This is a genomic window from Streptomyces sp. SJL17-4 (assembly GCF_036826855.1).
In the GTDB taxonomy this organism is placed as follows: Bacteria; Actinomycetota; Actinomycetes; order Streptomycetales; family Streptomycetaceae; genus Streptomyces.
The window spans coordinates 3,204,274-3,228,323 of record NZ_CP104578.1 but is presented as its reverse complement, the minus strand read 5'-3'; the positions used below and the strand labels follow the sequence as shown (position 1 = coordinate 3,228,323).

Sequence of the window (24,050 nt, the reverse complement as noted above, 5' to 3'; positions counted from 1 at the left end):
GGCGGGCGCGGCCCGTACGGGCTACAGGCCGGCGCGGCACGCGCGGTGTGGGCGGTTCGCAGGGGGTCAGAGCCAGTGGTGACGGGCCGCGTGCCAGCCGAGCTGCAGCCGACTCCGAACCCCCGCCAGCGCCAGCAGCCTCCGCACCCGCCGCTGCACCGTCCGTTCCGACACGCCCAGTTGGGACCCGATCGCCTGGTCCGTGTACCCGTTGAGCAGCAGTGTCAGCAGCCGTCGGTCCTCCGCGGTCAACGGCCCGTCGACCGCCGCCGCGAGCGCCACAGGCACCGGCAGCGCGCTGTCCCAGACCCGGTCGAAGATCCAGCCGAGCGCATCGATCAGCGGTCGCGACCGCAGCACCGTGGCGGTCGGCTCGTCGTCCTTCCCCGGGGCGCCCTCCCGCTCGTCGTCCACCAGCGGGACGACGAGCGCCCGCGCCCGGTCCACGAGCACCACCTTCAGCGGCAGTCCGAACGCGACCCGCATCTCCTCGCCCAGCGAAGCCCAGTGTTCGAGCAGCGGCGGGGTGTCGGAGTGGGTGAGCGTGTCCCGCTCGTACACCACCCGGTACCGCACCCCCGCCCGCATCGCCTCCCGCTGCCCGGAGTTGGCCGCCGCCGGCACCGCGACGGCGGGCCCGGCGGAGAGCGCGAGGATCTCGCGCCGGGCCGAGCGCTGGAGCGCCGCGTACCGTTCGGCGATGGCCGGCGCCCCGGTGACGACCTCCACGTCGGTCCCGGCGAGGGTCCCCGGAGGCGGCGGTCCGGTCTCGGCGCACCGCAGCGCCTGCCGGATCTCGTCCAGGCGTCTGAGGACGAGCCCCTCGAAGGGGTCGGGGCCCTCCCCGCACCGGTTCTGGACATCCGTCATGTGCGTCACGTCCGCCACCCCTCCCGCCTGCCCGCCCCGTGCCCATCCTGGCGGAGGGCCGACGCGTCGGAGCGTTTGCGGAACGGCGGGTTCCCGCCGCGACGCATCTCGCCACCCACGGGCCCGCCCCCGGCGGGGCGCCGGGGGCTCTGGTGGTTCTGGGGGCGTCTCAGCCGAGGCCGGGGCCCCGCACCGGGATGTGGGTGAACGTCGGCTCCGGGGCCGGGTTCTGGAAGAAGTCGTTGCCCTTGTCGTCCACCACGATGAACGCCGGGAAGTCCTCGACCTCGATCTTCCAGACCGCCTCCATGCCGAGCTCCTCGTACTCGACGACCTCGACCTTCTTGATGCAGTCCTGCGCGAGCCGCGCCGCCGGGCCGCCGATCGAGCCGAGGTAGAAGCCGCCGTGGCTGCCACAGGCGTTCGTGACCTGCTGCGAGCGGTTGCCCTTGGCCAGCATGACCTTGGAGCCGCCCGCCGCCTGGAACTGCTCGACGTACGAGTCCATCCGGCCGGCCGTCGTCGGACCGAAGGAACCGGAGGCGTACCCCCCGGGGGTCTTCGCCGGGCCCGCGTAGTAGACCGGGTGGTCCTTCAGGTACTGCGGCATCTCCTCGCCCGCGTCCAGGCGCTCCTTGATCTTGGCGTGCGCGATGTCGCGCGCCACGACCAGCGGGCCGTTGAGGGAGAGGCGGGTCTTGACCGGGTACTTGGTCAGCTCGGCGAGGATGTCGTCCATCGGCTGGTTGAGGTCGATGGTGACGACATCGCTCTCCTCGGAGAGGTGCGCGTCGGTCGTCTCGGGCAGGAAGCGCGCCGGGTCGGTCTCCAGCTGCTCCAGGAAGACGCCCTCGGCGGTGATCTTCGCGACGGCCTGGCGGTCGGCCGAGCAGGAGACGGCGATCGCGACGGGCAGCGAGGCGCCGTGGCGGGGGAGGCGGACGACGCGGACGTCGTGGCAGAAGTACTTGCCGCCGAACTGCGCGCCGATGCCGATCTTCTGCGTCAGCTCGAAGACCTTCTCCTCGAGCTCCTTGTCGCGGAAGCCGTGGCCGGTCTCGGCCGAGCCCTCGGTGGGCAGCTCGTCCAGGTAGTGCGCGGAGGCGTACTTCGCGGTCTTCAGCGCGAACTCGGCGGACGTGCCGCCGACGACGATCGCCAGGTGGTACGGCGGGCAGGCCGCCGTGCCGAGCGAGCGGATCTTCTCCTCCAGGAACTTCATCATGCTCGCCTCGTTGAGGACGGCCTTCGTCTCCTGGTAGAGGAAGGACTTGTTGGCGGAGCCGCCGCCCTTGGCCATGAAGAGGAACTTGTACGCGCCGCCGTCGGTCGCGTACAGCTCGATCTGCGCGGGCAGGTTCGAGCCGGTGTTCTTCTCCTCCCACATGGTGACCGGGGCCATCTGCGAGTACCGCAGGTTGAGCTTGGTGTACGCGTCGTAGACGCCCTTGGACAGGGCCTCCTCGTCGCGGCCGGAGGTCAGCACGTTCTGCCCGCGCTTGCCCATGACGATCGCGGTGCCGGTGTCCTGGCACATGGGCAGGACACCCGCGGCGGCGATGTTCGCGTTCTTGAGGAGGTCGAGCGCGACGAACTTGTCGTTGCTCGACGCCTCCGGGTCGTCGATGATCCGGCGCAGCTGGGCCAGGTGGGCCGGCCGCAGGAAGTGCTGGATGTCGTGGATCGCCTCGGCGGCCAGCGTGCGCAGCGCCTCCGGCTCGACCTTGAGGAACGTACGGCCGTCGGCCTCGAAGGTGGAGACACCTTCGGAGGTCACCAGGCGGTAGGGCGTGGTGTCCTCTCCCAGGGGGAGCAGATCGGAGTACGCAAACTCTGGCATGGGGGCCATTCCTCACTCGGCAAGACGGCGCACCGCCTCCGTTGGCAGTGCGCCCTCCAGCGTAGAACGCGGGCCCGGGCGCGGTCCTGTGAGGTAAGGCTCACTTGGGGCGGGGACCGTGCCGGAGTGGCGTGTTTCGGCTTCCGGTTCGAGACCTTGTCCACAGGGCCCGGCCCGCCCCCTGGTCGCGATCTATCGCGTTTCGCTAGGCTGGCGACGTGGACCTCGAAAAGAAGCCCGAACCCGAAATGCAGCCGGAGCCGCAGCGGCAGGCCGCGCCCGCCAAGCCTGCCGAGCCCGCCTCCGCGGAGACCGTCTTCGCCGACCCACAGGGCTCGTTGCGGGCCTCGGACGCGGACCGGGACCGGATCGCGGACATCCTCAGGGACGCCCTGGCCGAGGGGCGGATCGACGCCGAGGAGCACTCGGACCGGATCGACGCGGTGTACCGGGCGAAGACCGTCGGGGAGCTGGAGCCGATCGTCCGTGACCTGCCGGGCGCCCGGACCCGCCAGGAGCCCGCGCCGGACTACGGCTACGGCCCGGAGGGAGCCGACGGCCCCCCGGCCAACCTCGTCGCGATCTTCTCCAGCACCACCCGCAAGGGGCGGTGGCGCGTGAGCCGCCGGACGAACGCGTTCGCGCTCTTCGGGAACATCGAGATCGACCTGACCGAGGCGATCTTCGCGCAGCGGCTGACCACCATCAATGCCACGTCGATCTTCGGCAACGTGGAGGTGCGGGTCCCGGAGAACATCAGCCTGCGTGGCAACGGCAGCGGGATCTTCGGCAACTTCGAGGTCGTGACCCTGGAGGGCGTCGACCCGCAGGCCCCGGTCGTCGTCATCAACGGCTACTCGGTCTTCGGGAACGTCGAGGCGAGACCCAAGCGCGGCAAGTGGATCACCGACCTCCAGGACAAGCTGCGCAAGCATCTCGGTCACTGACGCGGCGACGGCGACGCGGCGACGGTGACGCGCGAGGCGGCGTGGGAGTGACCGGAATTCGCCCTGGGGTATCCGCAGTGCGGAACGGCGCGGCACGCAGTGCATAGGCGCGCGCACAGCGGGTAGGGCTGGTGCATCGCCGCTCGCTCGCGAAGCCGTCGTCAGGAGTAGACCGTGCTGCAACTGCCGCATCAGCCCCTCCAGGTCGCCGCCGTGCCCTCTCAGCGCGCCCCTGCACGGGAGGACGAGGCCGGTCCTTGGCATGCGGAGGCGGTGTGCCGCCGGGACGAGGCCGGACTGTTCTTCGCCCCCTCCAAGGAGCCGACCGCCGCCCGGCTCGCGCGTGAGGCGGCGGCCAAGCGGGTCTGCGGCCGCTGTCCCGTGATGGTCGAATGCCGGGAGCACGCGCTCCTCCAGCCCGAGCCGTACGGGGTGTGGGGCGGGCTCACGGCGGCGGAGCGCCGCGTCGCCCTGGCCCGCCGCCGGCGGCGCGAGGTGGAGCTGCGGAAGGCGGCCGCGACCGACCGCATCGCCCAGGCGGGCTGACGGGAGCGCGGTCCACCACCGTCGTTCCGTACGGGAAGGGGCGCCCCCACCGCACATGGGGGCGCCCCTCTTCGTGCCGTCCGACGGACGGCTTCCGCGTGGACGACCGCGCGGACCACTTCGCGCGGACCACTTCGCGCGGACTACTTCGCGCGGATCACTTCGCGTGGATCACTTCGCGCGGTCGAAGTCGATCTTGCTGTACGCGCGCAGCTTCGAGAGCCGGTGCGTGGAGTCGATCTGGCGGATCGTGCCGGACTTCGAACGCATGACGAGCGACTGCGTGGTCGCGGTCTCGGCGCGGTACCGCACCCCGCGGAGCAGTTCGCCGTCGGTGATGCCGGTCGCGACGAAGAACACGTTGTCGCCGCCGACCAGGTCGTTCGTGGAGAGCACCCGGTCCAGGTCGTGGCCGGCGTCGAGGGCCTTCTGGCGCTCGGCCTCGTCCTTCGGCCACAGCTTGCCCTGGATCACACCGCCGAGGCACTTGATGGCGCAGGCGGAGATGATGCCCTCGGGGGTGCCGCCGACGCCCATGAGCATGTCGACGCCGGTGCCCTCGCGGACGGCCATGATCGAACCGGCGACGTCGCCGTCCGAGATGAACTTGATGCGGGCGCCGGTCTCGCGGATCTCCTTGACGATGCCCTCGTGACGGGGGCGGTCCAGGATGACGACCGTGATGTCCTCGGGCGAGGAGTTCTTCGCCTTGGCGACCCGGCGGATGTTGACCGAGACGGGGGCGTTGATGTCGACGAAGTCGGCGGCCTCGGGGCCGGTGACCAGCTTGTCCATGTAGAAGACCGCGGAGGGGTCGAACATGGTGCCGCGGTCGGCGGCGGCGAGGACGGCGATCGCGTTGGGCATGCCCTTGGCGTTCAGCGTGGTGCCGTCGATCGGGTCGACGGCGATGTCGACCTCGGCGCCGGTGCCGTCGCCGACCCGCTCGCCGTTGAAGAGCATGGGCGCTTCGTCCTTCTCGCCCTCGCCGATGACGACCACGCCGTTCATCGAGACGGTGGAGATCAGGGTGCGCATGGCGTTGACCGCCGCGCCGTCCGCGCCGATCTTGTCGCCGCGGCCGACCCAGCGGCCGGCGGCCATGGCGGCGGCCTCGGTGACGCGGACCAGCTCAAGGGCGAGGTTGCGGTCGGGAGCCTCGGGGGAGACCACGAGCTCGGGCGGCAGATTCTGCTGCTCGGTCATCGGAACGCACCTTTCTGTACGGCGACGGCCGGTTAAGGGAGGGTGCTGCGACTCTATCGGTACGTCGACAAAATGAGCAGAGGGGCCCACGTATGAGCACGGACCCTTGATGCGACCATGGTGCGCGTGGCAGGTATGCGAGGCAGGCAGACGGTACGCGGAATGTTCCAGTCGCTCGCGGTGATCTTGGTCGCCGCGGGAGTGATGTATCTCTTCATTCCGCATGATGAGAGCGCCGAACCGGTCAAGGCGAAGGACTACCGGGTCGAGCTCCTGACGGCTCAGCGGGCGGCACCGTATCCGGTGCTTGCCCCCGAGGGCCTCGGCGAGGGGTGGAAGGCGACGGTCGTCTCGTACAAGCGCGAGAACTCCAACGCCTGGCAGCTCGGTTTCCTCTCGCCGGACACCCAGTACGTGGCGATCCACCAGTCGACGGCGGCGCCGAAGACCTTCGTGCCGGACGTCACCCAGCGGGCGAAGAACACCGGGAGGACCGAGACGGTGGCGGGCCAGGTCTGGCAGCGCTGGGAGGGCCCGAAGTACGACGCGCTCGTCCGGGTGGACGGCGGGGCGACGACGGTGGTGACCGGCACGGCGTCGTTCGAGCGGCTCACCGAGATGGTGGGCTCGCTCCAGTCGAAGAAGGTCTGAGCCGCGGAGTCCGAACCGCGGAGTCCGAGTCGCGGAGTCCGAGCCGTGGGGAACGCGAAACCGCGGAGAACGCGAAGAAGGCCCCGCACTCATGGAGTGCGGGGCCTTCTTCGCGTCATTGTCGCGTCAGCGGACTCAGACGGTGGTGACGACCTCGTCGAAGGAGAGGCGCGGGGAGCGCGGGAACCAGGCGTCCTCGCCCGGCTTGCCGATGTTGATGACCATCAGCGGGGTGTGGTCGGCGTCCAGGAACTCCTTCTGGACGCCGGCGAAGTCCAGGCCGGTCATCGGGCCGGCGGCCAGGCCGGCGGCGCGGACGCCCACGATGAAGTACGCGGCCTGGAGGGCGGCGTTCAGGACGGCGGACTGCTCGCGGACCGGACGCTCGGCGAAGAACATGTCCTTGGCCTGCGGGAAGTGCGGAAGCAGGGCCGGGAGCTCCTCGTGGAACTCGTTGTCGGCCGAGAGGATCGCGACGAGCGGGGCGGCGGCGGTCTTGGGCTGGTTGCCCTCGGCCATGTGCTTGACCAGGCGCTCGCGGGCCTCGGGGGAGCGGACCAGGGTGATGCGCAGCGGGGTCTGGTTGAAGGCGGTCGGGCCGTACTTCACCAGGTCGTAGATCGCCTGGACCTGCTCGTCGGTCACCGGCTCGTCGGTGAACGTGTTGGCGGTGCGGGCCTCACGGAAAAGGAGATCCTGAGCGGCGGCGTCAAGGGCGAGAGACATGCTGCGTACCTTCCGGACTGCAAAGGGGGTTCGCTCGTACGGGGTTCAAGCGATGTCCTCGACAGTACGCCGAGGATTGGTGAAAGTTCAACCAATCCATCCGGATAGTGATCCGCTTCACTCGCCAGTCTACGCCGCCCCGATGAGTCGCCGCACGGCGGCGGCGCGGGCGGCCCGTGGCGGACCGGCGGCCCGTGCGGACCGGCGGCCCGTGCGGCCCGTGCGGACCGCGCGGGGGCTAGGCGTCCCCGTCGTCGCCGCCCGAGGCGCCCTCCGCCTCCTCCGCCGCACGCTCGGCGGCGAGCGAGGCGTCCAGTCGGGCCCGCGCCCCTTCGAGGCGGCGCCGGCAGACCTTCGCCAGCTCCTCGCCGCGCTCCCAGAGCGCGAGGGACTCCTCCAGGGACGTTCCGCCCGCTTCGAGCCGCCGAACGACCTCGATCAGCTCGTCCCGCGCCTGCTCGTACCCGAGCGCCGCCTCGTCCGTACCCGTTCCCGCTGCCATGTGCTGCTCCACCCTCCGTAACCGGTTCTTATGCGTCTTGCGTGGTCCCGCTCAGGCCGGGTCGGCCACGCGCCGTACCGCGAACTCGCCCTCCGCGACCCGGGCACGCAGCTCCTCGCCCGCCGCGACCTCCTCGGGGGAGCGGACCACCGAGCCGTCGGCCCGCTGGAGCACCGCGTACCCCCGCTCCATCGTCGCGGCGGGCGACAGCGCCCGGACCCGCGCCCGGGTGTGCGACAGCTCGGAGTCCGCCCGGTCCAGGAGGTGCCCGAGGACCCGACGGCTGCGGGCGAGCAGTGCGACGAGCTCGTCCTCGCGGACCTCGACCATGCGCTGCGGATGCTCCATGACGGGCCGGGCGAGCGTGTGCGCGAGGCCGCGCTCCTCCCGGTCGAGCAGGCCGCGTACGGTCCGCAGGGCGCGGTCCCGCAGCCCGCGCACCCGGTCCAGCTCCTCACCGACGTCCGGGACGACCTTCTTGGCCGCGTCCGTCGGCGTCGAGGCGCGCAGGTCGGCCACCAGGTCGAGGAGCGGCGAGTCGGGTTCGTGCCCGATGGCCGAGACCACCGGCGTACGGCAGTCGGCGACGGCCCGGACGAGCTGCTCGTCCGAGAACGGCAGCAGGTCCTCGACGCTGCCGCCGCCCCGGGCGACGATGATCACGTCGACGTCCTCGTGGGCGTCGAGCTCCTTGACCGCCTGGACGACCTGCGGGACGGCCTTCACGCCCTGCACCGCGACGTTCCGCACCTCGAAGGCGACGGCGGGCCAGCGCCGGCGCGCGTTCTCCAGGACGTCCCGCTCCGCCGCGGAGGCGCGGCCGCAGACGAGCCCGATGCGGTGCGGCAGGAACGGCAGCGGCTTCTTCCGGTCGAGCGCGAAGAGTCCCTCGGAGGCCAGGCTCCGCTTCAGCTGCTCAAGGCGGGCGAGCAGCTCGCCGATCCCGACCGGCTTGATCTCCACCGCCCGCAGGGACAGCTGGCCGCGCGGCGCGTACCACTCGGGCTTGGCGCGCACGACGACCCGGGCGCCCTCCGACACGACGTCCGCGACGGCGTCGAAGACCTGGCGGTAGCAGGTGACGCCGATGGAGATGTCGTACGAGGGGTCCCGCAGCGTCAGGAACACGACCCCGGCGCCGGGGCGCCGGGACAGCTGCGTGATCTGCCCCTCGACCCAGATCGCCCCGAGCCGGTCGATCCAACCCCCGATCAGGCGGGAGACCTCACCGACGGGAAGCGGTGCTTCGGCGGACGTAGTCAGAGCCATGGACCGAGCGTAACCGCGCGGTACGACAACGTCAGGGGCACGCGCGCGTGCCCCGCGCCGAGGACCGGTCGCCCCGGCCGTGTGCCCCGGCCCCCGGCCCTGCGGCCAGGCCCCGGCCCCGTACGCCTCGCCCGGTCCCGTACGCCTCTGCCCCGAGGCCTGGCTTCGGCCCCGGCCGCGTACGCCTGCCCCCTCGTCCCGAGTACCGGGTTCCGGCACGGGCTGCGCGTGTACCCGGGGCCCCAGGGGCCGCGGGCACGCTCGCGCGCCCAAACCCGTCCCGCACCCGGCCTCGGCCTGGTAGCCCAAGCCCGACGCGGCCCGCCCCGCGGCCCGTAACCAGACGCCGCGCGCGAAGTTCCGGGCGGCTCGGCGGCTCGGCGGCTCGGCGGCTCGGCGGCTCGGCGGCTCGGCGGCTCGGCGGCTCGGCGGCTCGGCGGCTCGGCGCGGCTCAGTCGCGCGCCGGGGTTCTCGTCGCTCCCTGTACGGCCAGGACGATCAGGCCCACGCCCAGCCACACCACGCCCACCACCTGCGCCGACACCGAGGCCTCCACGATGACCGCGATCAGGATCGCCGCGCCCACCACCGGGAGGACGATGTGCTTCAGCCAGTGCGGCGGGCCCTCCGCCCGCCGTACCGCGAACCAGCCCACCACGCTCGCGTGCAGCAGGACGAAGGCCGTCAGCGCGCCCACGTCCACGACCGACACCAGGTGGTCGAGGCCGTCGTCCCGCCGGGCCGCCCACACCGCCGCGATCATCGTCACCGTCGCCGACACCAGGAGCGCCACCCGCGGCACGCCCCCGTCCGTCCGGGCGAGCACGTGCGGCAGGCGCCGGTCGCGGCCCATCGCGAAGAGGAGACGGCCACCGGCCGCCTGCCCCGCGAGCGCCGCGAAGGCCGCGCCGATCGCCTTCGAGACGGCCACGAGGTCGTGCAGCCAGCCGCCGACCGCGCTCTCGACGGCGTCGTAGAAGGCCGACCCCTGCTTTCCCGGATCGGCGGCGAGCTCGGCCGACGAGACCGGTTCGAGCAGCGCGACCAGCCAGGTCTGCGCGATGAACAGGACACCCGCGAGGGCCAGGCAGAACAGCACCGCGCGGGCCACCTTCGCCGAGCCGCCCGTGACCTCCTCCGCGAAGGAGGCGATCGCGTCGAAGCCCAGGTAGGACAGGACGGCCACGGACACCGCGCCGATGACGGCGGCCGGCGAGAACGAGGCGTCACCGGCGAGCGGCGACCACCAGTCGCGCCGCGCCCCGTCCTGCGCGAGCACCACGATCGCGGCGACGACGAAGACGAGCAGGACGACGATCTCCATCGCGAGCACCGCGAAGCCGACCCGGGCGGCCGCCCGTACGCCCCAGAGGTTGAGCAGGGTCGTGACGACGACGGCGATCCCGGTCCACACCCACCGGTCGACCTCCGGGACCAGCGCCTCCATCGCGATGCCCGCGAAGAGATAGGCGACCGCCGGGATCAGCAGGTAGTCGAGCATCGCCATCCAGCCGGCGATGAATCCCGGCCCTTCGCCGAGGCCCTTGCGCGCGTACGTGAAGACGGAGCCGGCCTGCGGGGCGACCCGGACCATCTGCGCGTAGCTGAAGGCCGTGAACGCCATGGCCACCGTGGCCACGACGTACACGAGTGCGACCGCGCCGCCGGACTTCGCGTCGAGCGTGCCGAAGACACCGACGGGCGCCATGGGAGCGATGAAGAGGAGCCCGTAGACGACCAGGTCCCGGAACCCGAGGTTCCGTCGAAGTCCCGTATGTTCCGCGTCTTTCCCGCGCGCCGCCACCTGAGATTCCTCGGCCATGGCCACAGTTTCGGCCACGGCGCCGATCAAACCGCTCACCGACGCGGCCTTACGATGGGACGCATGACTGCAACGCCCGCGTCGACGCCCGATTCCGCCTCCGCGACGAACCGCCCGAAGCGTGTCCTGCTCGCCGCCCCCCGCGGCTACTGCGCGGGCGTGGACCGTGCCGTGATCGCGGTGGAGAAGGCCCTGGAGCAGTACGGGGCCCCGATCTACGTCCGGCACGAGATCGTCCACAACAAGTACGTCGTCCAGACCCTGGAGCGGAAGGGCGCCATCTTCGTCGACCAGGCGACCGAGGTGCCGCCGGGCAACATCGTGATGTTCTCCGCGCACGGCGTCGCCCCGACCGTCCACGAGGAGGCCCGCGAGGGCCGGCTCGCGACCATCGACGCCACCTGCCCGCTGGTCACCAAGGTCCACAAGGAAGCCGTCCGCTTCGCCAACGAGGACTTCGACATCCTCCTCATCGGCCACGAGGGCCACGAGGAGGTCATCGGTACGTCCGGCGAGGCCCCCGACCACATCCAGCTGGTCGACGGCCCCGGCGACGTCGCCAAGATCGAGGTCCGCGACCCGTCCCGGGTCGTCTGGCTCTCCCAGACCACGCTCTCGGTCGACGAGACGATGGAGACGGTCGACGCGCTGAAGGAGAAGTTCCCGCAGCTGATCTCCCCGCCGTCCGACGACATCTGCTACGCCACGCAGAACCGCCAGATCGCGATCAAGGAGCTGGCCGGCCAGGCCGAGCTCGTGATCGTCGTCGGCTCGAAGAACTCCTCGAACTCGATCCGCATGGTCGAGGTCGCCAAGCAGGCCGGCGTCCCCGCCGCGTACCTGGTCGACTTCGCGAGCGAGATCGACGAGGCCTGGCTGGAGGGCGTCTCCAGCGTCGGCCTCTCCTCCGGCGCCTCCGTCCCGGACGTCCTCGTGCAGGAGGTCCTGGAGTGGCTCTCCGAGCGCGGCTACGCGGACGTGGAGATCGTCAAGACGGCCGACGAGTCCCTCACCTTCTCGCTGCCCAAGGAGCTCCGCAACAAGGACCTGCGGGCCGTGGCGGAGAAGCTGGGCGCGGGCGCGCCCGCCCCGTCCGCCCCGTCCGTCAAGGAGTAACTCGGCGCCACAGCCCTTACCGTGGGTTCCATGAACGTCTTCGGAGTGGACATCGGCGGCTCGGGCATCAAGGGCGCCCCTGTGGACCTGGAGCGCGGAGCGCTCACCGAGGAGCGCCACAAGGTACTGACCCCGCAGCCCGCCACACCCGACGGTGTGGCAGGCTGCGTCGTGGAGGTCGTGGAGCACTTCGGCTGGACGGGACCGGTGGGGGTGACCTTCCCGGGGGTGGTGACCGGCTCGACCATCCGTACGGCGGCGAACGTCGACACGTCATGGATCGGCGTGGACGCGGGCACCCTGCTGAGCGAGCGCCTGGGCGGCCTCCCGGTGACCGTCCTGAACGACGCGGACGCGGCCGGAGTCGCGGAGATGACCTTCGGCGCGGGCCGGGGCCGCAAGGGCACCGTGATCATGCTGACCTTCGGCACGGGCATCGGCTCGGCCCTCTTCGTCGACGGCCGCCTCGTCCCGAACACGGAGCTGGGCCACCTGGAGCTCAAGGGCCACGACGCGGAGACCAGGGCGTCGACGAAGGCCAAGGAGGACGAGGGCCTCTCCTGGGAACACTGGGCGACGCGCCGCGTGCGGAAGTACCTCGCGCATGTGGAGATGCTGTTCTCGCCGGAGCTGTTCATCATCGGCGGCGGCGTGAGCCGCAAGGCGGACAAGTTCCTGCCGCTCATCGAGGGCATCAGGGCGGAGATCGTCCCGGCGGAACTCCAGAACAACGCGGGGATCGTGGGGGCGGGGATGGCGGCGGGGGCGTCGTAGAAGGCTCTACGGCCGGGGCGGCACCGGTGATCTACGCGATCTCCGAGATCCGGTGGATCCGGTGGATCCGGGGGATCCGGGAGATCCGGTGGATCGGGGAGATCGGGGAGATCTAGGCGACGGGGCGACGGCGGGCGGTACGACCCGACGAGGCCCCCCTCCCACCGGCCGCGGGCGCCTCCCCGGCCCCGGCTCCGGCGGACGGGGCTCCGGCGGACGCGGCAGCCGCAGCGGCGGCGGACCGCACGAGGTGCTGGCGCCGCCCCATCTCCCGCACCTTCCGTACGCTCGCGATGAGCCCGGCGACGAGGGTGCCGCCGTACAGCCAGCCGGCGTGCACGGCGAGGGCGGTCACGACGGCCATGGCCTGGCCCCCGAAGCCGCCCGTGCCGCCCGCGATGGGAACGACGCCGACGGCGAAGGCGATGGGGACGCCGATGGGGGCGGTGACGAGGTCGGCGGTACGGACCCAGAGCGCGGTCAGGGCGCTGACCGGCAGGAAGAGCAGTCCGTAGACGACGGGGGAGCCGTCGAGGAGCAGCAGGTCGAGGAAGCCGAGCGTCAGCATGACGGCGGAGGCGAAGAGCCCGGCGCCGAGCCCGGTGAGGCGGGGCTGGGGGAGGCGCCGCAGCGCGAGGACGACGGGCGGCACGGGCCGTCCCGTCGGCTTCCCGGCCACCGCTCCGGGTGCTCCGGCGCGCTGGACGCGGGGGCCGCCGGGGCCCCGCCGGGTCCGGCCGGTCACGCGGTACACGGCCGCGCCCTCCACGAGCGCGGCGGGCGGGGTGACAGGCGGCGTGACGGGGGTTTGCGGCCGTCGGCGGCCTTGCGGCTGACTTGTCCTGTGCTGCTCCACTCCACCAACGTAGGTCGGGAAGGGGCGGGAACCGGGTCCGGGACACGCCCTTTGGGTGACCTTGCCCCCGAGAACGACCGAAGGTCGGCGTCACTGGCCGGTTCGGCCCGCCCGTAAACTGGGGGATCGGCCCACCATCCACACTTCAGGAAGTCGCCACCGTGTCGCTCACGATCGGAATCGTCGGTCTGCCGAATGTCGGCAAGTCGACCCTGTTCAACGCCCTGACCAAGAACGACGTGCTGGCGGCCAACTACCCGTTCGCCACGATCGAGCCCAACGTCGGAGTCGTCGGTGTCCCCGACGCCCGCCTGACCAAGCTCGCGGAGATCTTCTCCTCGCAGCGGATCCTCCCGGCGACGGTCGACTTCGTCGACATCGCGGGCATCGTGCGCGGCGCGAGCGAGGGCGAGGGCCTCGGCAACAAGTTCCTGGCGAACATCCGCGAGTCGGATGCGATCTGCCAGGTCATCCGCGCCTTCAAGGACGAGAACGTCGTGCACGTCGACGGCAAGGTCTCGCCGAAGGACGACATCGAGACGATCAACACGGAGCTGATCCTCGCGGACCTCCAGACGATCGAGAAGGTCCTGCCGCGCCTCCAGAAGGAGATGCGGATCAAGAAGGACACGGCGCCGAAGGTCGCGGCCGTCGAGGCCGCCCAGGCGATCCTGGAGAAGGGCGACACCCTCTTCTCGCAGGGCATCGTGCAGGGCTCGGAGAAGGCGGAGCTCCTCCACGACCTGCACCTCCTCACCACCAAGCCGTTCCTCTACGTCTTCAACGTGGACGAGGACGAGCTGACGGACGACGCGTTCAAGGCCGAGCAGAGCGCGCTGGTCGCCCCGGCGGAGGCGATCTTCCTGAACGCGAAGCTGGAGCAGGACCTGGCGGAGCTGGACGAGGAGGACGCCATGGAGCTCCTCCAGTCGGTCGGCGCCGAGGAGCCGGGCCTGGCGACCCTCGCCCGCGTGGGCTTCGCGACCCTGGGCCTCCAGACCTACCTGACGGCCGGCCCGAAGGAATCCCGCGCCTGGACGATCAAGCAGGGCGCGACGGCCCCCGAGGCGGCCGGTGTCATCCACACCGACTTCCAGAAGGGCTTCATCAAGGCCGAGGTCATCTCCTTCGCCGACCTCGTGGAAACCGGCTCGGTCGCCGACGCCCGCTCGGCGGGCAAGGCCCGCATGGAGGGCAAGGAGTACGTCATGCAGGACGGCGACGTGGTGGAGTTCCGCTTCAACGTCTGATTACGTCCGGCGAAAGGCCGTCTGACCTGCGACGGAGCGGGTTGGGCGGCCTTTGCGGTCCGCACGGAGTCCGCGGCGTGCTGACTTCGGTCAGCGCATGGGGGAGCGGCTACGCCGCTTCTTCGACCTGCGGCCGGGTATCGGCGGACTGGTCCGCGTACGCCTCGTCGACTGCGGCCCGGGTCCGCTCCTCGGAGTCGGGCCACAGGTGGGTGTAGATGTTCAGCGTCATGGCCGCGCTGGTGTGGCCGAGGCGCTCGGAGACCGTCTTCACGGACTCGCCGTGCTTGATCAGCAGGCTGGCGTAGTGGTGCCGGAGGGCGTGGGGTCCGGTGCCCTTCGGTATGCCGGCCTTCGCGCGGGCGGGCCGCCAGGATGCGTCCATGAAGTGCGTGTAGACCACGGGCCCGCCTTGCGGCGCTGTGAAGATCCAGCCCTCGGGCCCATCGGCGGCCCTCCGAGTCGGCGTACAGGACGGGCCTCTCCTCGGCCCCGGCTTCCCCGCACAGGAAGTAGGTGCCGCCAGCGCCGCAGCCGGCTATCGGGTGCAGGGGAGGGAAGCCCGGCGGGAAGGGCAAGGTCCTCAATGGGGTCCCGGCGCTCGATGTCGAAGTCGCCAGGCCAGGCGAGCGCGGCAGCAAGGGAAGGCTCCTGCTCGATCCGAAGGAGTAGATCGTCTGGTGCGGTCATGGGCGGAACGGAACAGCTCCCTCGGACGTCTGGTGCGGCTGGCCTGCTGATCGACGCCAAGCGGTACTGTCAGTAGGGCGTGGCACAGTTCGCCCATGAGCTACGACCTGGCGGTGTGGGAAGGCAGCAAGCCCGCTGACGATGTGATCGCGGGCGAGGTCCTCACCCAGCTGTACGACCGCTACATCGACACGGAGGAAGAGTTTCCACCGTCACCGCGTATCGCGGAGTACGTTGCTGGGCTCTTGGCGCGATGGGTGGATCTCACGGAGGACGAGGAGGGCACCTCCCCTTGGTCGACGGGGCCGTTGATCGGCGAGGCGGCCGGGCCTCTACTTCCCAATGCGGTACAGCATGGCCGAGGAAGCGTCGGCCTACGCTGCGGACCTCGCGGCATCGATGGGGCTTGTCTGCTTCGATCCGCAGCTTCGGCTGCTGAGGCCGTGACTGCTTCCGCCCGTAAGCGTGTGTAGCGCCCCGGGAAGGCAGCCAGTAACCCGCTCACTCGTGCTGGCGGGCGGGACAGTACGGAATGGAATTCTGCCGTCCTCAATACCGTGCTAGAGGTTGCGAAGCACAGTGCGCAAAGCGGCAGGAAGGCTGTCTCGTTGGAGTCCGCTCTTCTCGTGCTGGCGTGCTCGCCGGCCTGTCTCGTGGCGCACCTCGACGCCGTAGCGCCCACGTGCGTCCTGTACCGCGCAGACCGAGACTGCCTTCGCCGTGTTGGTGGCGCCCCCTTCAAAGCATTGGTCGTGACCGTCGTGGGGTGTGACGCGGCGCCAAGGTCTGTGAGGGCGTACACATTGAGCGAGTTGGTTTGCGAGAGCTTGCGCGCTGCTGGGACGAGCAACTGGATCGAGAGAGAGTCCTCGCTCGACGACGCTGCCGAGGCCCTGGGAGACATGCGGGGCGACATCGCGCAGTTTGTCGAACTGGCCGTGGAGAATTCGCTCCCTGCGGGCGCTTCGTCCCAGGGTTATCGGCCCGTTCGGGTACTGCCCGGACAGGAGGTAGAACATGGTGGCAGCCAGCGAGTAGACGTCTGAGGCCACCGAGCATTTGCCTGTACTCAGTACCTCCGGAGCTACGGTGGCGTATGTTCCGTTCGCGGCGGTATAGCCGTCGGCATCCATCCGCGCGGCAAAACCAAGATCTCCCAGCAGGACGTTGTTGCCGGTGTCGACGAACGCGTTGCCTGGTTTGACGTCGCGATGCAGTAGGCCGGCGGCGTGGACGCGCTCAAGTCCGTGCCCGAGCTGCTGGCCCCAGCGCACCGCCTTGGCGATGTCGATGCCGAACGGTACTGAAGCTGTTTCAAGATCGCCGTCCATGACGGGCATCGTGATGTAGCGGATGTCGGTCCCGCTGGCGATGTCGGCGTTGTAGACGGGGAGGAGGTACTGGCTCTGCAGCTCCTTGAGCGCCTGGGCTTCGTCCCACGTGGCTGGCTGACCTGACTGCGGTTCGAAGAGCTTGAGCGCCACCTCTGCGCGCAGATGCTCGTCCTCGACCCGATAGACCTGGCCACCAGCCCCGCCCCCGAGGTGTTCCAGCACCTTGTAGCGATCACTGATGCGGTTCCCGACCTGGTGGTTGCCGACCTGGGCGATGACCGTTCCCGACATGCCTGTCACTCTATAGTGCTGTGCATGGAGGTACTTGGGATCAGTGTGGGCTTTCCAGCGGCAGGGCGAGGCCCTGTAGTTACCTGCGTTGTCCTGGGAGGATCGCAGGACGAGCCCCAGATTCAGGAGGCTTGTGAGCTTCGAACGGCGGCGTTGGAGGTCATCGACCAGGTTGAAGACCTGGGGCGCATGCTCAGTAGCAAGCTCTCGGCCTTGAATCCCAACGCCGTGGTGATCTGCGTTGCGGACGTTAGTCCCGCCGGGAACCGCAAGGCGGCACCCCGACATCGCCTCATGATCGAAGGTGCTCTCGGATACGTGTGTCGCGATCACAAGATCCAGCAGGTTGTGTACCGCAACGGCAAGGAAGTCGGCGAGGCGCTTGGCCTGAGCAAGGCGGAGGCACTGGCACGCGGTAAGACGCTGGACTCTAGGCGATCGGTGGCCGCTGCTGCGGCCCTTACGGGTTTGCCCGCTGCATCTACTACAGACCCGAATCTGTCGTAGACAAAGAGCGGGTCGGCGGTCGTTCTCCGAGGACGTCCAATGCATCTACGCCGCAGTCTGCGGCCTGTGCTGCAACCGCGGTCAGTTGATGGAGGACGACTGCGTGGATACGCCGTGCTCCGCGGCTGCGGGCGTGGCGGGCGGCCTGCGCCACCGTAGTGCCGCTGGCAAGGTTGACGTCCACGATCAGTACGTTCTGTGAGGCTGCGGCTGCCTGCGAGGACAAGCTGACCAAGTCGCTGCATGACGACAGGAGCGCGCCGACCAAGCGTTCGGCAACGGGGCTGGCGGCAAGGACCGCTTGGGCGCCGCACTGGCGAGCGACAGCGATCACTTGCTCGGTGGCGTCGCGTAGTGCACCCGGATCGGTGAGGCGCTCGATGTTGCTGTGAGCCGTGTCCACGGCGTCCAACAGATCGCTCATCGGTACACCCCCATAGGATCGCTGGCTTTCGGTATGTGCAGTCTTGATGGGCAACGGCGGCGTGCCAATACCGACGCTGATTCCGTTACCAACGACACTGCCTTCGGCTGCTGCGCGCGGCAAGCCGAACGGCTACCCATCACCCGTCCTGAGGTGTAACACGTCTCCGGGGAGAGAGTGGTACCGATTGCCGATCAAGCACGTGAGCGCAGCAGCATCCAGAAGACATCCAAGGGCAGCTACTCCAGGGAGTGGCACTCGTAGAAGGGCTCGGGCGCCATGAAGCTCAGGCCGTTCTCGTCGAGCGCGTTGAAGACGGTGACCCGGCCGTGTGGGAAGACGAACCCGATGGCCACCATCCCTTGCGCCGCATCGTGGCTCCAACGCAGGTCGAACCCAGGCCAACGGACGGGCCCGGTGATGGTCTCGCAGGACAGGAGAGGCTCCCCTGCCGCGGTGTGCGGTGAAGGGGAGCCTCGGCGAGCTGACCGTCTACCGGATCAGACCCCGTTCTCGTCGTCCTCGTTCCATGGGCGGGGTTCGGCGGGCCGGTGCGGGCTGTGCGACGGGTCCCAGAAGTGGGGAGGCGGAGTGTCGTCCTCGCTCGTCTCCCACCGATCCTGGTCCCGGTCACCGGCGTTCGCGCTGCCCTCCGCCGTCCTCGGTGTGAACGTGCTCGCACCGGGGGCCACGTCCGGGTCGGTGAACGGCGGGCCTTCGGGGGCCGGGGAGCGGGGCGGCCAGGGGCCGGTAGTGTTCCCCTCGCTCGAAGGCTCGTCCTCCGGGCCATCGCCGGGAGCCAGGCCAAAGGCCTGCCTGATCTCGGCGGCGGCCTCGTCCAGCCCCTCCGTTTTCAAGAACCTCATTACGCGGTGCGCGAGCACCGTGTACCCGTCCATGTCCGGCTTCAGGCCCGCCTCCGTCAGCAACAGGCGCAGTCGATCCGAGACCCCTACTTCCTCCTCGCGGTCGAAGACCCCTCCTCCGTGGTCGTCCCCGTCCCACAGCGGGCCCCCGACGGTCGCTTCGCTCCGTGCGCTCACGGGTGGGACGAGCAGGTGGCGGAAGAGCTCGGGCACTTCCTCGTCGTTGGCCGCCGCCGCGACCTGTGCGAGCGGGCCGATCATGTCGACCGCCTTCTCGATTTCGTTCTCGTGGCGGGCGAGCCACCACACCACCGCGCTGCCCGCGCTCTTGAGCACGTCGTCACCGAGGTAGCGCCGCTTGTTGCGCTCGTGCTGACGCTCGTACTCCCAGATCTCCTCGTCCTTGCGAAGGTCGTTCAGCTTCTGCAGGCGTTCGCGGTCGGCGGGGGCGAGGGTCAGCGTCACATCGGCCGCCATGGCCTTCACCCGTCCGCTCAGGTCGGGGAGCGGGATGCCCAGCTGCCCCTCCAAGAGATACCGTGCGAAGCTGGCCCGGCCGGGTTCCTCGTGACGGACGACCTCCAGGGCCCGGCTGACGACCGAGGACACGGCGAGGGCTGAGGAGGCACTGTCTGCCTGGCCGGCGTGGTCGGGGACCGGCCTCCACCACACGGTGGCGGAGAAGAGGAAGTCGTAGCCGTTCGTCGCGCTCGACAGCGCCGCGTCGACCACCCGTGCCTCCTGGTACGGCTGCTCCGTCGGCACCGCGGGCGGCTCGGGCTCCCCGGGCTCGTACGGGTCGGCGGACGTGTGGCCACTGCTGAGGACCGTCATCACGAGCAGCAGGGAACCGGAGGCCGTGACCATGGACATAAAGCCCCACAACCATGCCGACCAGTCCAGAAAGTGTCCGAGCACAGCCGGTGCGAGGCCGCAGAGAGCGACGAACAGCAGGCTGGGAAAACGGTGTTTCATCGTTCCTCTTCCGTGATCCGTGGTTCGGCGCCCGCACGCTCCTTACTCTCCGGGCGGGCGTACTGCGCTTGGTCGATGTGCCGCCAGAAGAGGGCGGCGACGGCTGCCCGGGACGGGTGGCGCGCAGACCGTGCCCAGCCGCAGGCGATGACGTAGAGGCGGTGGAGGGCGGCCGTGCGGCCGTGCGTCGCCCTGACCATCACGTCCAGCGCCATCTCTTGCGTGCGGTCGTCCGCCACGGCGTCCAGCCAGCTGCTCACCAGCGGGTTCCAGAGTTCCGTCGGCGGTTGCGAGAACACCGTCTTCCAGCCCAGGAACAGGTCCGGCCAGCGGGGTGGGTCCGGCGCTCGGTCGCTCCTCAACAGCTCTGCGAGCAGGTGGAGATGGGAATGTGCCCCGGGTTGTTCCGGACGTGCCCGGTCCCGCAGGCGGTCGATCAGCAGTCGGTAGAGCCGACGGTCACGGCCGGCGAGGTCGAGAAGCGCTTCCCGGGCCCCGTGCGCTGCCCCCTCCCTCCGTACGGCGAGGTGGTGGAGGCGCACCACTGCTTGATCTGGGTGCGTCGCGCCGAGGCTCTGGTGACAGGCGGTTGTCAGGACACGGGCCAGGCCGTCAGACAAGGAGCCGGACCTCGTGACGCACTCGTACATCCGCCTGCGGAACCGCCCCCCGAACTCCTCGTGCCGAAGACCGAGTTCGAGAGCTGTCGCGGCTCGCGGATCGCTGGACGCCCTGGCCGCGTCGTTCGCCCAGCGCACCACGAGGCCGAAGAGGTCGTCGGGCCGCCGGACGGCCAGAGACCGCTCGCCGAAGCGGACGACGACGTCCACCTGGTCGTCGGTGGTCAGGCCGTCCAGCTCGGCGGCAGAGCCGATCCAGTCCCTGAGGCCGTTGCGTACCCCGGGGAAGTTCGCCCAGAAGTACGTCCGCACCGCGTCGGCGTAGGCCAGCCGCTCGAAGCGGAGTCGTCCGTCCGGGGCCCGTTCGATCCCGAGCGCTTTCAACCGCTCCCCGAAGTCCGTCTGCGCGAACTCGGAGGTCACCTCCTCCTTGTGCCCCACTTCCTTCAATAGGCGTTGCCATGCCTCGTAAACGGTGTCTGCGCGAGATCCTTCGAACACTGCCGCCGCGAGTAGCAAGGCCCGCTCGGGCGCGGTGCGGACCGCGACCATCTGCTGACCCACCTCACCGGCACGGTCGGTCACCGCGTGCATCGCCTGGTCGAGCCATCCCGCGAAGTCGGATCCGAACCGGCCACTGTCGCGAGCGGCCTTCACCAGCCTCGCGAGCCGCGCCAGTTCCCGCATGGGGGAGCGGTCACACAGGTGCTGGAGGCCGGCGCTCCTCAGATCCGCAGGGTGGAAGGCCATCCGGTCCATGCGGAGGTACCGGGTGACGACAGCGACGCCCCGGGGGCGCTCCAGCTTCACCCTGTGCGGTTCGAAGTCCGGCGCATGGGCGTACTCCATGACCGACGGCAGGACGACGACCATGTGGGCCCCCGCCTCCTGGACCTTCGACCGGTGCACGGCCAGACGGCGCTGGGCCCTGGTGTACTCCTCTTCGTCGGTGATCCCGGAGAGGTCGAGAAGGAAACGGTCCCCCTCGCCGGGGGTGAGTGGCTTGTCGTTCCTGTTCTCGTCCTTGGCTGTGGCGGGAAGCTCCTCGACCCGAACCCTCTCCTCGTCGGTGTTCCTGTCATCCCCGACCCCGTGCAGCAGCATGATTGCCGCGGCACGGCGGCCGCTGCCGGGCGGTCCCTCCAGCAGCACCACCGATCCTGGTTTCTCCAAGTGGTCGGCGGCGATGCGGTAGCCCCTAGGGGGAACGAACCGGTCGGCCAGGCGCACCCGGTCCTCGAGGGCGATCCGGAGGGACTCGACCCCTTTGCGGGTCATCCAGTCCGTGGCAGCGCCGTAGAAGACGTACTGATGCCCCTCGCCGTTGTTCACCGGGCCGTGCGGATCGCTGACGGTGACGCGGTCCTGCTCGGTCATCGCCCGTCGTCCCAGCGTCGGCGCTCGCGCTCGAAGCGCTGGTGGACCGTACCGCTGTTGTCGCCGGCGGTGAACTGGACCCCGGTGTTGTCGCCCTCGAAGTGAGGCGCGTTGTACTGGTGGCCCCGGCCGGTGTTCACGGGCCCCTGCGGCTCGTTGACGAAGGTGCCGGACAGGTCTCCGTTGAGGTTTCCGATGCCGCCGCGCACGCGCTGTTCGACGTCACGCGTCCGCATCCTGATGTGCCCGGTGTCCCGGGCCGACTTCTCGTGTGACTTCGCCTCCGTCCGCTCCCTTGCCGCACGGCCGTCGCGGTCCACCCTGCTCAGCTCGGGCAGCAGCCGGGCGAGGGTGTCTCCGAGCGTCGTCAGGTCCGATTCGGCGTTGCGGTGGTCGAACCGCCTGTACTGGAAGTCCGCCAGCTCCAGCAGATCGTCCGGAAGGACGGTGCGGTCGATCCGCGTGGCCTTTCCGACGAGCACGGGGATCACCAGGATCCCGCGGTCGAGCGCGGTCTGGATCTCGCGACGGGTCCAGTCCTGTTCGGCTTCGAGCGCGGGGCGGCCGTCGGTCCCCCGTACCTCCGCCCAGCGCGGGCCGATCACGGCGAGGAGCGCCTCGCACTCCTCCACCGCCCTGACCAGTTCCGCCGGGAAACGGCGTCCGGGATCAATTGAGTTGCTGGCGAAGAAGATCCGCTCGTCGCCGAACCTCCGGGTGAGCTCCCGGGCGATCATGGTCGCGGCGGATTCCTCGTCGCCTGTGCGGTAGTTGACGAAGACGTCGGGCATGAAGGTTCCCTTCGTGAGAGAAAGACGAGTGAACGGGCACAGGGCTGTGGACCGGGGTTTCGGTTCACCCGAGCCATGGGGTCCCGACCGTGTGACGGCATGGCGCGTCCACGGGAGGGCATGCGAATGGAGGGGCACCGCCTGTGCGTCACTGGCTGCGGGCAGCCCGGAGAAGCCGGGGGGCGCGATGCGACGCGTCGGGCGGGAATCAGAGAGGCCGCGGGGGATCATGGGATCCGGAGGGCCCGAGGGGGCGGTAGTGGGGCGAGCCGGGCGGCTCGAGTCCGTGTCGGTCGTGGAGAGGCTGTCAGTCGTGCGCGGGAGCGAGTACGCGCGCCAGCGCGGGTTGTAGATCACGTACGGCGCGGCTGCTCCGAAACCGGGACAGTTCCCGTGAGAGGCGTCGGACGTCGCTGTTCACCGTCGCCGAGGGCACGGCCGGCATCACTCCCAGGAGCTCCCCGGCGATCGCGCACGCGTGCTCGACCTCCCCGGAGGCGGCATGTGCCAGGGACCTGCGGAAGCCGTACCGGGCGCGGGTACGCAGCGCGTGCGGCGGGAGGCGGCGGTACTCTCGGTCGAGTACCTCGGCAGCAGTCTTGGGGCGCCCGAGGTCGTGCAGACACCAGCCGGTCGACATCGCCGCCGGATCGCTCACGTGTGAGGTGCCGATCACGGGCTCGGCGCCGTTGAGGGCGTCATCGTCGGCGAGCAGTTCCCGCGCCCTATCGAGGCTGCGGAGGCAGTCCACTTCGTTGCCGACGAGCGCGTGCCCTTGGGCCTCTCGTTGGGCCGCGAGTCCCCTGATGCGCGGTGGGAGTTCGCTGCTCTGGGCGCGGCGGGCCAGGGCGACGGTGCCAGCGGCGTCCCCGCCGTACATTGTGACCAGGGCGCGCCGCACCAGTGCGTAGGAACCGAGGTACGGGTCACCCCCGGCGCGCGCCAATTCGACGGCCTCGCCCGTCCAGCCGAGTGCTGCGTCGCTGTCCCCGGCCTCCTGGGCCATCCAGCCGGTGAACTCCGCGAACCGTGAGGCGAGCAGGAACGCAGGGGCCCGGGAGGTGGACCGGGCGTCGGAGGCGAGCCCGGCGACCATGCGGGTCTGCGCCTCCAACAGGGGGAGCAAGATCTTGGGAGCGGTGGACTGGCCGAGCTTCCGCAGCTGGTCGAATTGCATGCGGTAGGAGCCCAGGAGGGGGTCGTCGGCGTAGGACAACGCCTGACCGCCGAGTTTCAGGCCGAGGTCGATCAGCACTCCCGTGCCCGCCGAGAGGACTGCCCGACGCCCGACTAGCCAGCGGCAGGGACCGGCGGGGGAGGCGGCGGAGCCCGAGTCCGAGTCCGCTTCGGGGCGGACGACCAGGCGCTGCAGTTCGCCGTCCGCGCCGAGAAAGGCGTCACACCGCCGGGCCAGTTCGGGGGACGCGGAACGCTCTCCGCGCTCGACCTTGCTGAGGTGCCCCTTGTCGTAGTTGAGCGCCACGGAGAACTCGGTAAGAGTTAGCCCCGCTTCCACTCGTAAACGGCGAAGTTCCGGGCCAAAACGTAAAGTCGTGCTCATCATCAACCTCCCCTTGAACAGTGACCGCGAGAGCCGTCCGCCCTCACGGGAGCCGTCATCAGACGACCACCGGTCGACGCGAAACCCGATGGTGAACACTTGCTGTAACGGTGTCGTTTCGCTTCGCGTCCGAAACTGAGTCTGGCACGACCCTCGTTTGGAGAATCGGGGTTCGACGGTGTTGCCCGTTGCCTCTTTCGTTCTTCGTTGTTCCCTGCCCGTTCCTCGGGGCGACCGGG

23 protein-coding genes are annotated in these 24,050 nt (G+C 70.1%); 8 read left to right on the top strand and 15 right to left on the bottom strand.

Annotated elements, in window-relative coordinates; translation table 11 throughout:
• Window positions 1–66: 66 nt before the first annotated feature.
• Together N5875_RS14005 and N5875_RS14000 are read right to left on the bottom strand one after the other, a co-directional pair.
• On the bottom strand, window positions 67–870 hold the full coding sequence (locus N5875_RS14005) for a helix-turn-helix transcriptional regulator (RefSeq protein WP_338494025.1): 804 nt from the start codon (window positions 868–870) through the stop codon (window positions 67–69).
• Window positions 871–1,039: 169 nt separating this feature from the next.
• Window positions 1,040–2,710, bottom strand: a complete 1,671-nt coding sequence (locus N5875_RS14000) for a fumarate hydratase (RefSeq protein WP_338494022.1) — start codon at window positions 2,708–2,710, stop codon at window positions 1,040–1,042.
• A 218-nt stretch (window positions 2,711–2,928) separates the two neighbouring features.
• On the opposite strand from N5875_RS14000, the gene N5875_RS13995 reads away from it, so the two are divergent.
• Complete coding sequence (locus N5875_RS13995; RefSeq protein WP_318208997.1) at window positions 2,929–3,657, top strand: DUF1707 domain-containing protein; 729 nt, start codon at window positions 2,929–2,931, stop codon at window positions 3,655–3,657.
• A gap of 174 nt (window positions 3,658–3,831) precedes the next feature.
• Window positions 3,832–4,203 carry a WhiB family transcriptional regulator gene (locus tag N5875_RS13990; protein ID WP_338494019.1) on the top strand — a complete coding sequence of 124 codons (372 nt, stop codon included), beginning with the start codon at window positions 3,832–3,834 and terminating at the stop codon, window positions 4,201–4,203.
• Window positions 4,204–4,374: 171 nt separating this feature from the next.
• On the opposite strand, the gene glpX is transcribed toward N5875_RS13990, so the two are convergent.
• Complete coding sequence (glpX, locus tag N5875_RS13985; protein WP_030320583.1) at window positions 4,375–5,409, bottom strand: class II fructose-bisphosphatase; 1,035 nt, start codon at window positions 5,407–5,409, stop codon at window positions 4,375–4,377.
• Window positions 5,410–5,526: 117 nt separating this feature from the next.
• On the opposite strand from glpX, the gene N5875_RS13980 reads away from it, so the two are divergent.
• A complete protein-coding gene (locus N5875_RS13980) occupies window positions 5,527–6,060 on the top strand; it encodes a DUF4245 domain-containing protein (RefSeq protein ID WP_338494015.1) in 534 nt (177 codons plus the stop codon).
• Between the two features lie 135 nt (window positions 6,061–6,195).
• On the opposite strand, the gene N5875_RS13975 is transcribed toward N5875_RS13980, so the two are convergent.
• From N5875_RS13975 to N5875_RS13960, 4 genes are all read right to left on the bottom strand, one after another.
• Entirely contained in the window at window positions 6,196–6,786 is a 591-nt protein-coding gene (locus tag N5875_RS13975) for a malonic semialdehyde reductase (protein WP_338494014.1), read from the bottom strand.
• A 238-nt stretch (window positions 6,787–7,024) separates the two neighbouring features.
• Window positions 7,025–7,288, bottom strand: coding sequence for an exodeoxyribonuclease VII small subunit (locus tag N5875_RS13970; protein ID WP_318209001.1), 264 nt, complete (start codon window positions 7,286–7,288; stop codon window positions 7,025–7,027).
• A 51-nt stretch (window positions 7,289–7,339) separates the two neighbouring features.
• Window positions 7,340–8,557 (bottom strand): exodeoxyribonuclease VII large subunit, encoded by a 1,218-nt coding sequence (gene xseA, locus N5875_RS13965; protein ID WP_318209002.1) that lies wholly within the window; start codon window positions 8,555–8,557, stop codon window positions 7,340–7,342.
• A gap of 451 nt (window positions 8,558–9,008) precedes the next feature.
• Window positions 9,009–10,379, bottom strand: coding sequence for an APC family permease (locus N5875_RS13960; protein ID WP_318209003.1), 1,371 nt, complete (start codon window positions 10,377–10,379; stop codon window positions 9,009–9,011).
• 63 nt (window positions 10,380–10,442) lie between these two features.
• On the opposite strand from N5875_RS13960, the gene N5875_RS13955 reads away from it, so the two are divergent.
• Together N5875_RS13955 and N5875_RS13950 are read left to right on the top strand one after the other, a co-directional pair.
• Complete coding sequence (locus N5875_RS13955) at window positions 10,443–11,495, top strand: 4-hydroxy-3-methylbut-2-enyl diphosphate reductase (protein WP_338494011.1); 1,053 nt, start codon at window positions 10,443–10,445, stop codon at window positions 11,493–11,495.
• A 30-nt stretch (window positions 11,496–11,525) separates the two neighbouring features.
• Window positions 11,526–12,269 (top strand): ROK family protein, encoded by a 744-nt coding sequence (locus N5875_RS13950; RefSeq protein ID WP_318209005.1) that lies wholly within the window; start codon window positions 11,526–11,528, stop codon window positions 12,267–12,269.
• Between the two features lie 112 nt (window positions 12,270–12,381).
• On the opposite strand, the gene N5875_RS13945 is transcribed toward N5875_RS13950, so the two are convergent.
• Window positions 12,382–12,948 carry a DUF6542 domain-containing protein gene (locus tag N5875_RS13945; RefSeq protein ID WP_338499168.1) on the bottom strand — a complete coding sequence of 189 codons (567 nt, stop codon included), beginning with the start codon at window positions 12,946–12,948 and terminating at the stop codon, window positions 12,382–12,384.
• A gap of 338 nt (window positions 12,949–13,286) precedes the next feature.
• On the opposite strand from N5875_RS13945, the gene ychF reads away from it, so the two are divergent.
• Window positions 13,287–14,375: a redox-regulated ATPase YchF gene (gene ychF / locus N5875_RS13940; protein ID WP_318209007.1), complete on the top strand. Its 1,089-nt coding sequence runs from the start codon at window positions 13,287–13,289 to the stop codon at window positions 14,373–14,375.
• Window positions 14,376–14,484: 109 nt separating this feature from the next.
• Here ychF and N5875_RS13935 read toward each other — a convergent pair whose 3' ends face one another.
• Window positions 14,485–14,901: a tyrosine-type recombinase/integrase gene (locus N5875_RS13935; RefSeq protein WP_338499167.1), complete on the bottom strand. Its 417-nt coding sequence runs from the start codon at window positions 14,899–14,901 to the stop codon at window positions 14,485–14,487.
• A gap of 259 nt (window positions 14,902–15,160) precedes the next feature.
• Here N5875_RS13935 and N5875_RS13930 point away from each other — a divergent pair, with 259 nt between their 5' ends.
• Complete coding sequence (locus N5875_RS13930; protein WP_338494007.1) at window positions 15,161–15,538, top strand: hypothetical protein; 378 nt, start codon at window positions 15,161–15,163, stop codon at window positions 15,536–15,538.
• An 87-nt stretch (window positions 15,539–15,625) separates the two neighbouring features.
• Here N5875_RS13930 and N5875_RS13925 read toward each other — a convergent pair whose 3' ends face one another.
• A complete protein-coding gene (locus N5875_RS13925; RefSeq protein ID WP_318197186.1) occupies window positions 15,626–16,690 on the bottom strand; it encodes a serine/threonine-protein kinase in 1,065 nt (354 codons plus the stop codon).
• A 153-nt stretch (window positions 16,691–16,843) separates the two neighbouring features.
• Between N5875_RS13925 and N5875_RS13920 the strand changes: the two genes are divergently transcribed.
• Window positions 16,844–17,197, top strand: a complete 354-nt coding sequence (locus N5875_RS13920; RefSeq protein ID WP_338494000.1) for a hypothetical protein — start codon at window positions 16,844–16,846, stop codon at window positions 17,195–17,197.
• Here the strand turns inward: N5875_RS13920 and N5875_RS13915 are convergent.
• The 5 genes from N5875_RS13915 to N5875_RS13895 form a co-directional block, all read right to left on the bottom strand.
• Window positions 17,175–17,621, bottom strand: coding sequence for a phosphoribosyltransferase (locus tag N5875_RS13915; protein WP_055418051.1), 447 nt, complete (start codon window positions 17,619–17,621; stop codon window positions 17,175–17,177). The two genes, N5875_RS13920 and N5875_RS13915, sit on opposite strands and share 23 nt — an antisense overlap.
• A gap of 500 nt (window positions 17,622–18,121) precedes the next feature.
• Entirely contained in the window at window positions 18,122–19,360 is a 1,239-nt protein-coding gene (locus N5875_RS13910; RefSeq protein ID WP_338493997.1) for a hypothetical protein, read from the bottom strand.
• A 98-nt stretch (window positions 19,361–19,458) separates the two neighbouring features.
• On the bottom strand, window positions 19,459–21,459 hold the full coding sequence (locus tag N5875_RS13905; protein ID WP_338493995.1) for a hypothetical protein: 2,001 nt from the start codon (window positions 21,457–21,459) through the stop codon (window positions 19,459–19,461).
• Window positions 21,456–22,250: a toll/interleukin-1 receptor domain-containing protein gene (locus N5875_RS13900; RefSeq protein ID WP_055418048.1), complete on the bottom strand. Its 795-nt coding sequence runs from the start codon at window positions 22,248–22,250 to the stop codon at window positions 21,456–21,458. The genes N5875_RS13905 and N5875_RS13900 overlap by 4 nt, the downstream gene beginning before the upstream one ends.
• Before the next feature lie 307 nt (window positions 22,251–22,557).
• Complete coding sequence (locus N5875_RS13895) at window positions 22,558–23,811, bottom strand: helix-turn-helix transcriptional regulator (protein ID WP_338499165.1); 1,254 nt, start codon at window positions 23,809–23,811, stop codon at window positions 22,558–22,560.
• Window positions 23,812–24,050 lie beyond the last annotated feature (239 nt).

Bases quoted from the DNA above. Each gene is read 5' to 3' on its own strand.
- N5875_RS13915 (WP_055418051.1), bottom strand. From the start codon at position 17,621: ATGAGCGATCTGTTGGACGCCGTGGACACGGCTCACAGCAACATCGAG.
- N5875_RS14000 (WP_338494022.1), bottom strand. From the start codon at position 2,710: ATGCCAGAGTTTGCGTACTCCGATCTGCTCCCCCTGGGAGAGGACACC.
- N5875_RS13930 (WP_338494007.1), top strand. From the start codon at position 15,161: ATGAGCTACGACCTGGCGGTGTGGGAAGGCAGCAAGCCCGCTGACGAT.
- N5875_RS13970 (WP_318209001.1), bottom strand. From the start codon at position 7,288: ATGGCAGCGGGAACGGGTACGGACGAGGCGGCGCTCGGGTACGAGCAG.
- xseA (WP_318209002.1), bottom strand. From the start codon at position 8,557: ATGGCTCTGACTACGTCCGCCGAAGCACCGCTTCCCGTCGGTGAGGTC.
- N5875_RS13925 (WP_318197186.1), bottom strand. From the start codon at position 16,690: ATGTCGGGAACGGTCATCGCCCAGGTCGGCAACCACCAGGTCGGGAAC.
- N5875_RS13895 (WP_338499165.1), bottom strand. From the start codon at position 23,811: ATGAGCACGACTTTACGTTTTGGCCCGGAACTTCGCCGTTTACGAGTG.
- N5875_RS14005 (WP_338494025.1), bottom strand. From the start codon at position 870: ATGACGGATGTCCAGAACCGGTGCGGGGAGGGCCCCGACCCCTTCGAG.
- glpX (WP_030320583.1), bottom strand. From the start codon at position 5,409: ATGACCGAGCAGCAGAATCTGCCGCCCGAGCTCGTGGTCTCCCCCGAG.
- N5875_RS13950 (WP_318209005.1), top strand. From the start codon at position 11,526: ATGAACGTCTTCGGAGTGGACATCGGCGGCTCGGGCATCAAGGGCGCC.
- N5875_RS13980 (WP_338494015.1), top strand. From the start codon at position 5,527: ATGGTGCGCGTGGCAGGTATGCGAGGCAGGCAGACGGTACGCGGAATG.
- N5875_RS13975 (WP_338494014.1), bottom strand. From the start codon at position 6,786: ATGTCTCTCGCCCTTGACGCCGCCGCTCAGGATCTCCTTTTCCGTGAG.
- N5875_RS13960 (WP_318209003.1), bottom strand. From the start codon at position 10,379: ATGGCCGAGGAATCTCAGGTGGCGGCGCGCGGGAAAGACGCGGAACAT.
- N5875_RS13905 (WP_338493995.1), bottom strand. From the start codon at position 21,459: ATGACCGAGCAGGACCGCGTCACCGTCAGCGATCCGCACGGCCCGGTG.
- N5875_RS13910 (WP_338493997.1), bottom strand. From the start codon at position 19,360: ATGTCCATGGTCACGGCCTCCGGTTCCCTGCTGCTCGTGATGACGGTC.
- N5875_RS13900 (WP_055418048.1), bottom strand. From the start codon at position 22,250: ATGCCCGACGTCTTCGTCAACTACCGCACAGGCGACGAGGAATCCGCC.
- N5875_RS13955 (WP_338494011.1), top strand. From the start codon at position 10,443: ATGACTGCAACGCCCGCGTCGACGCCCGATTCCGCCTCCGCGACGAAC.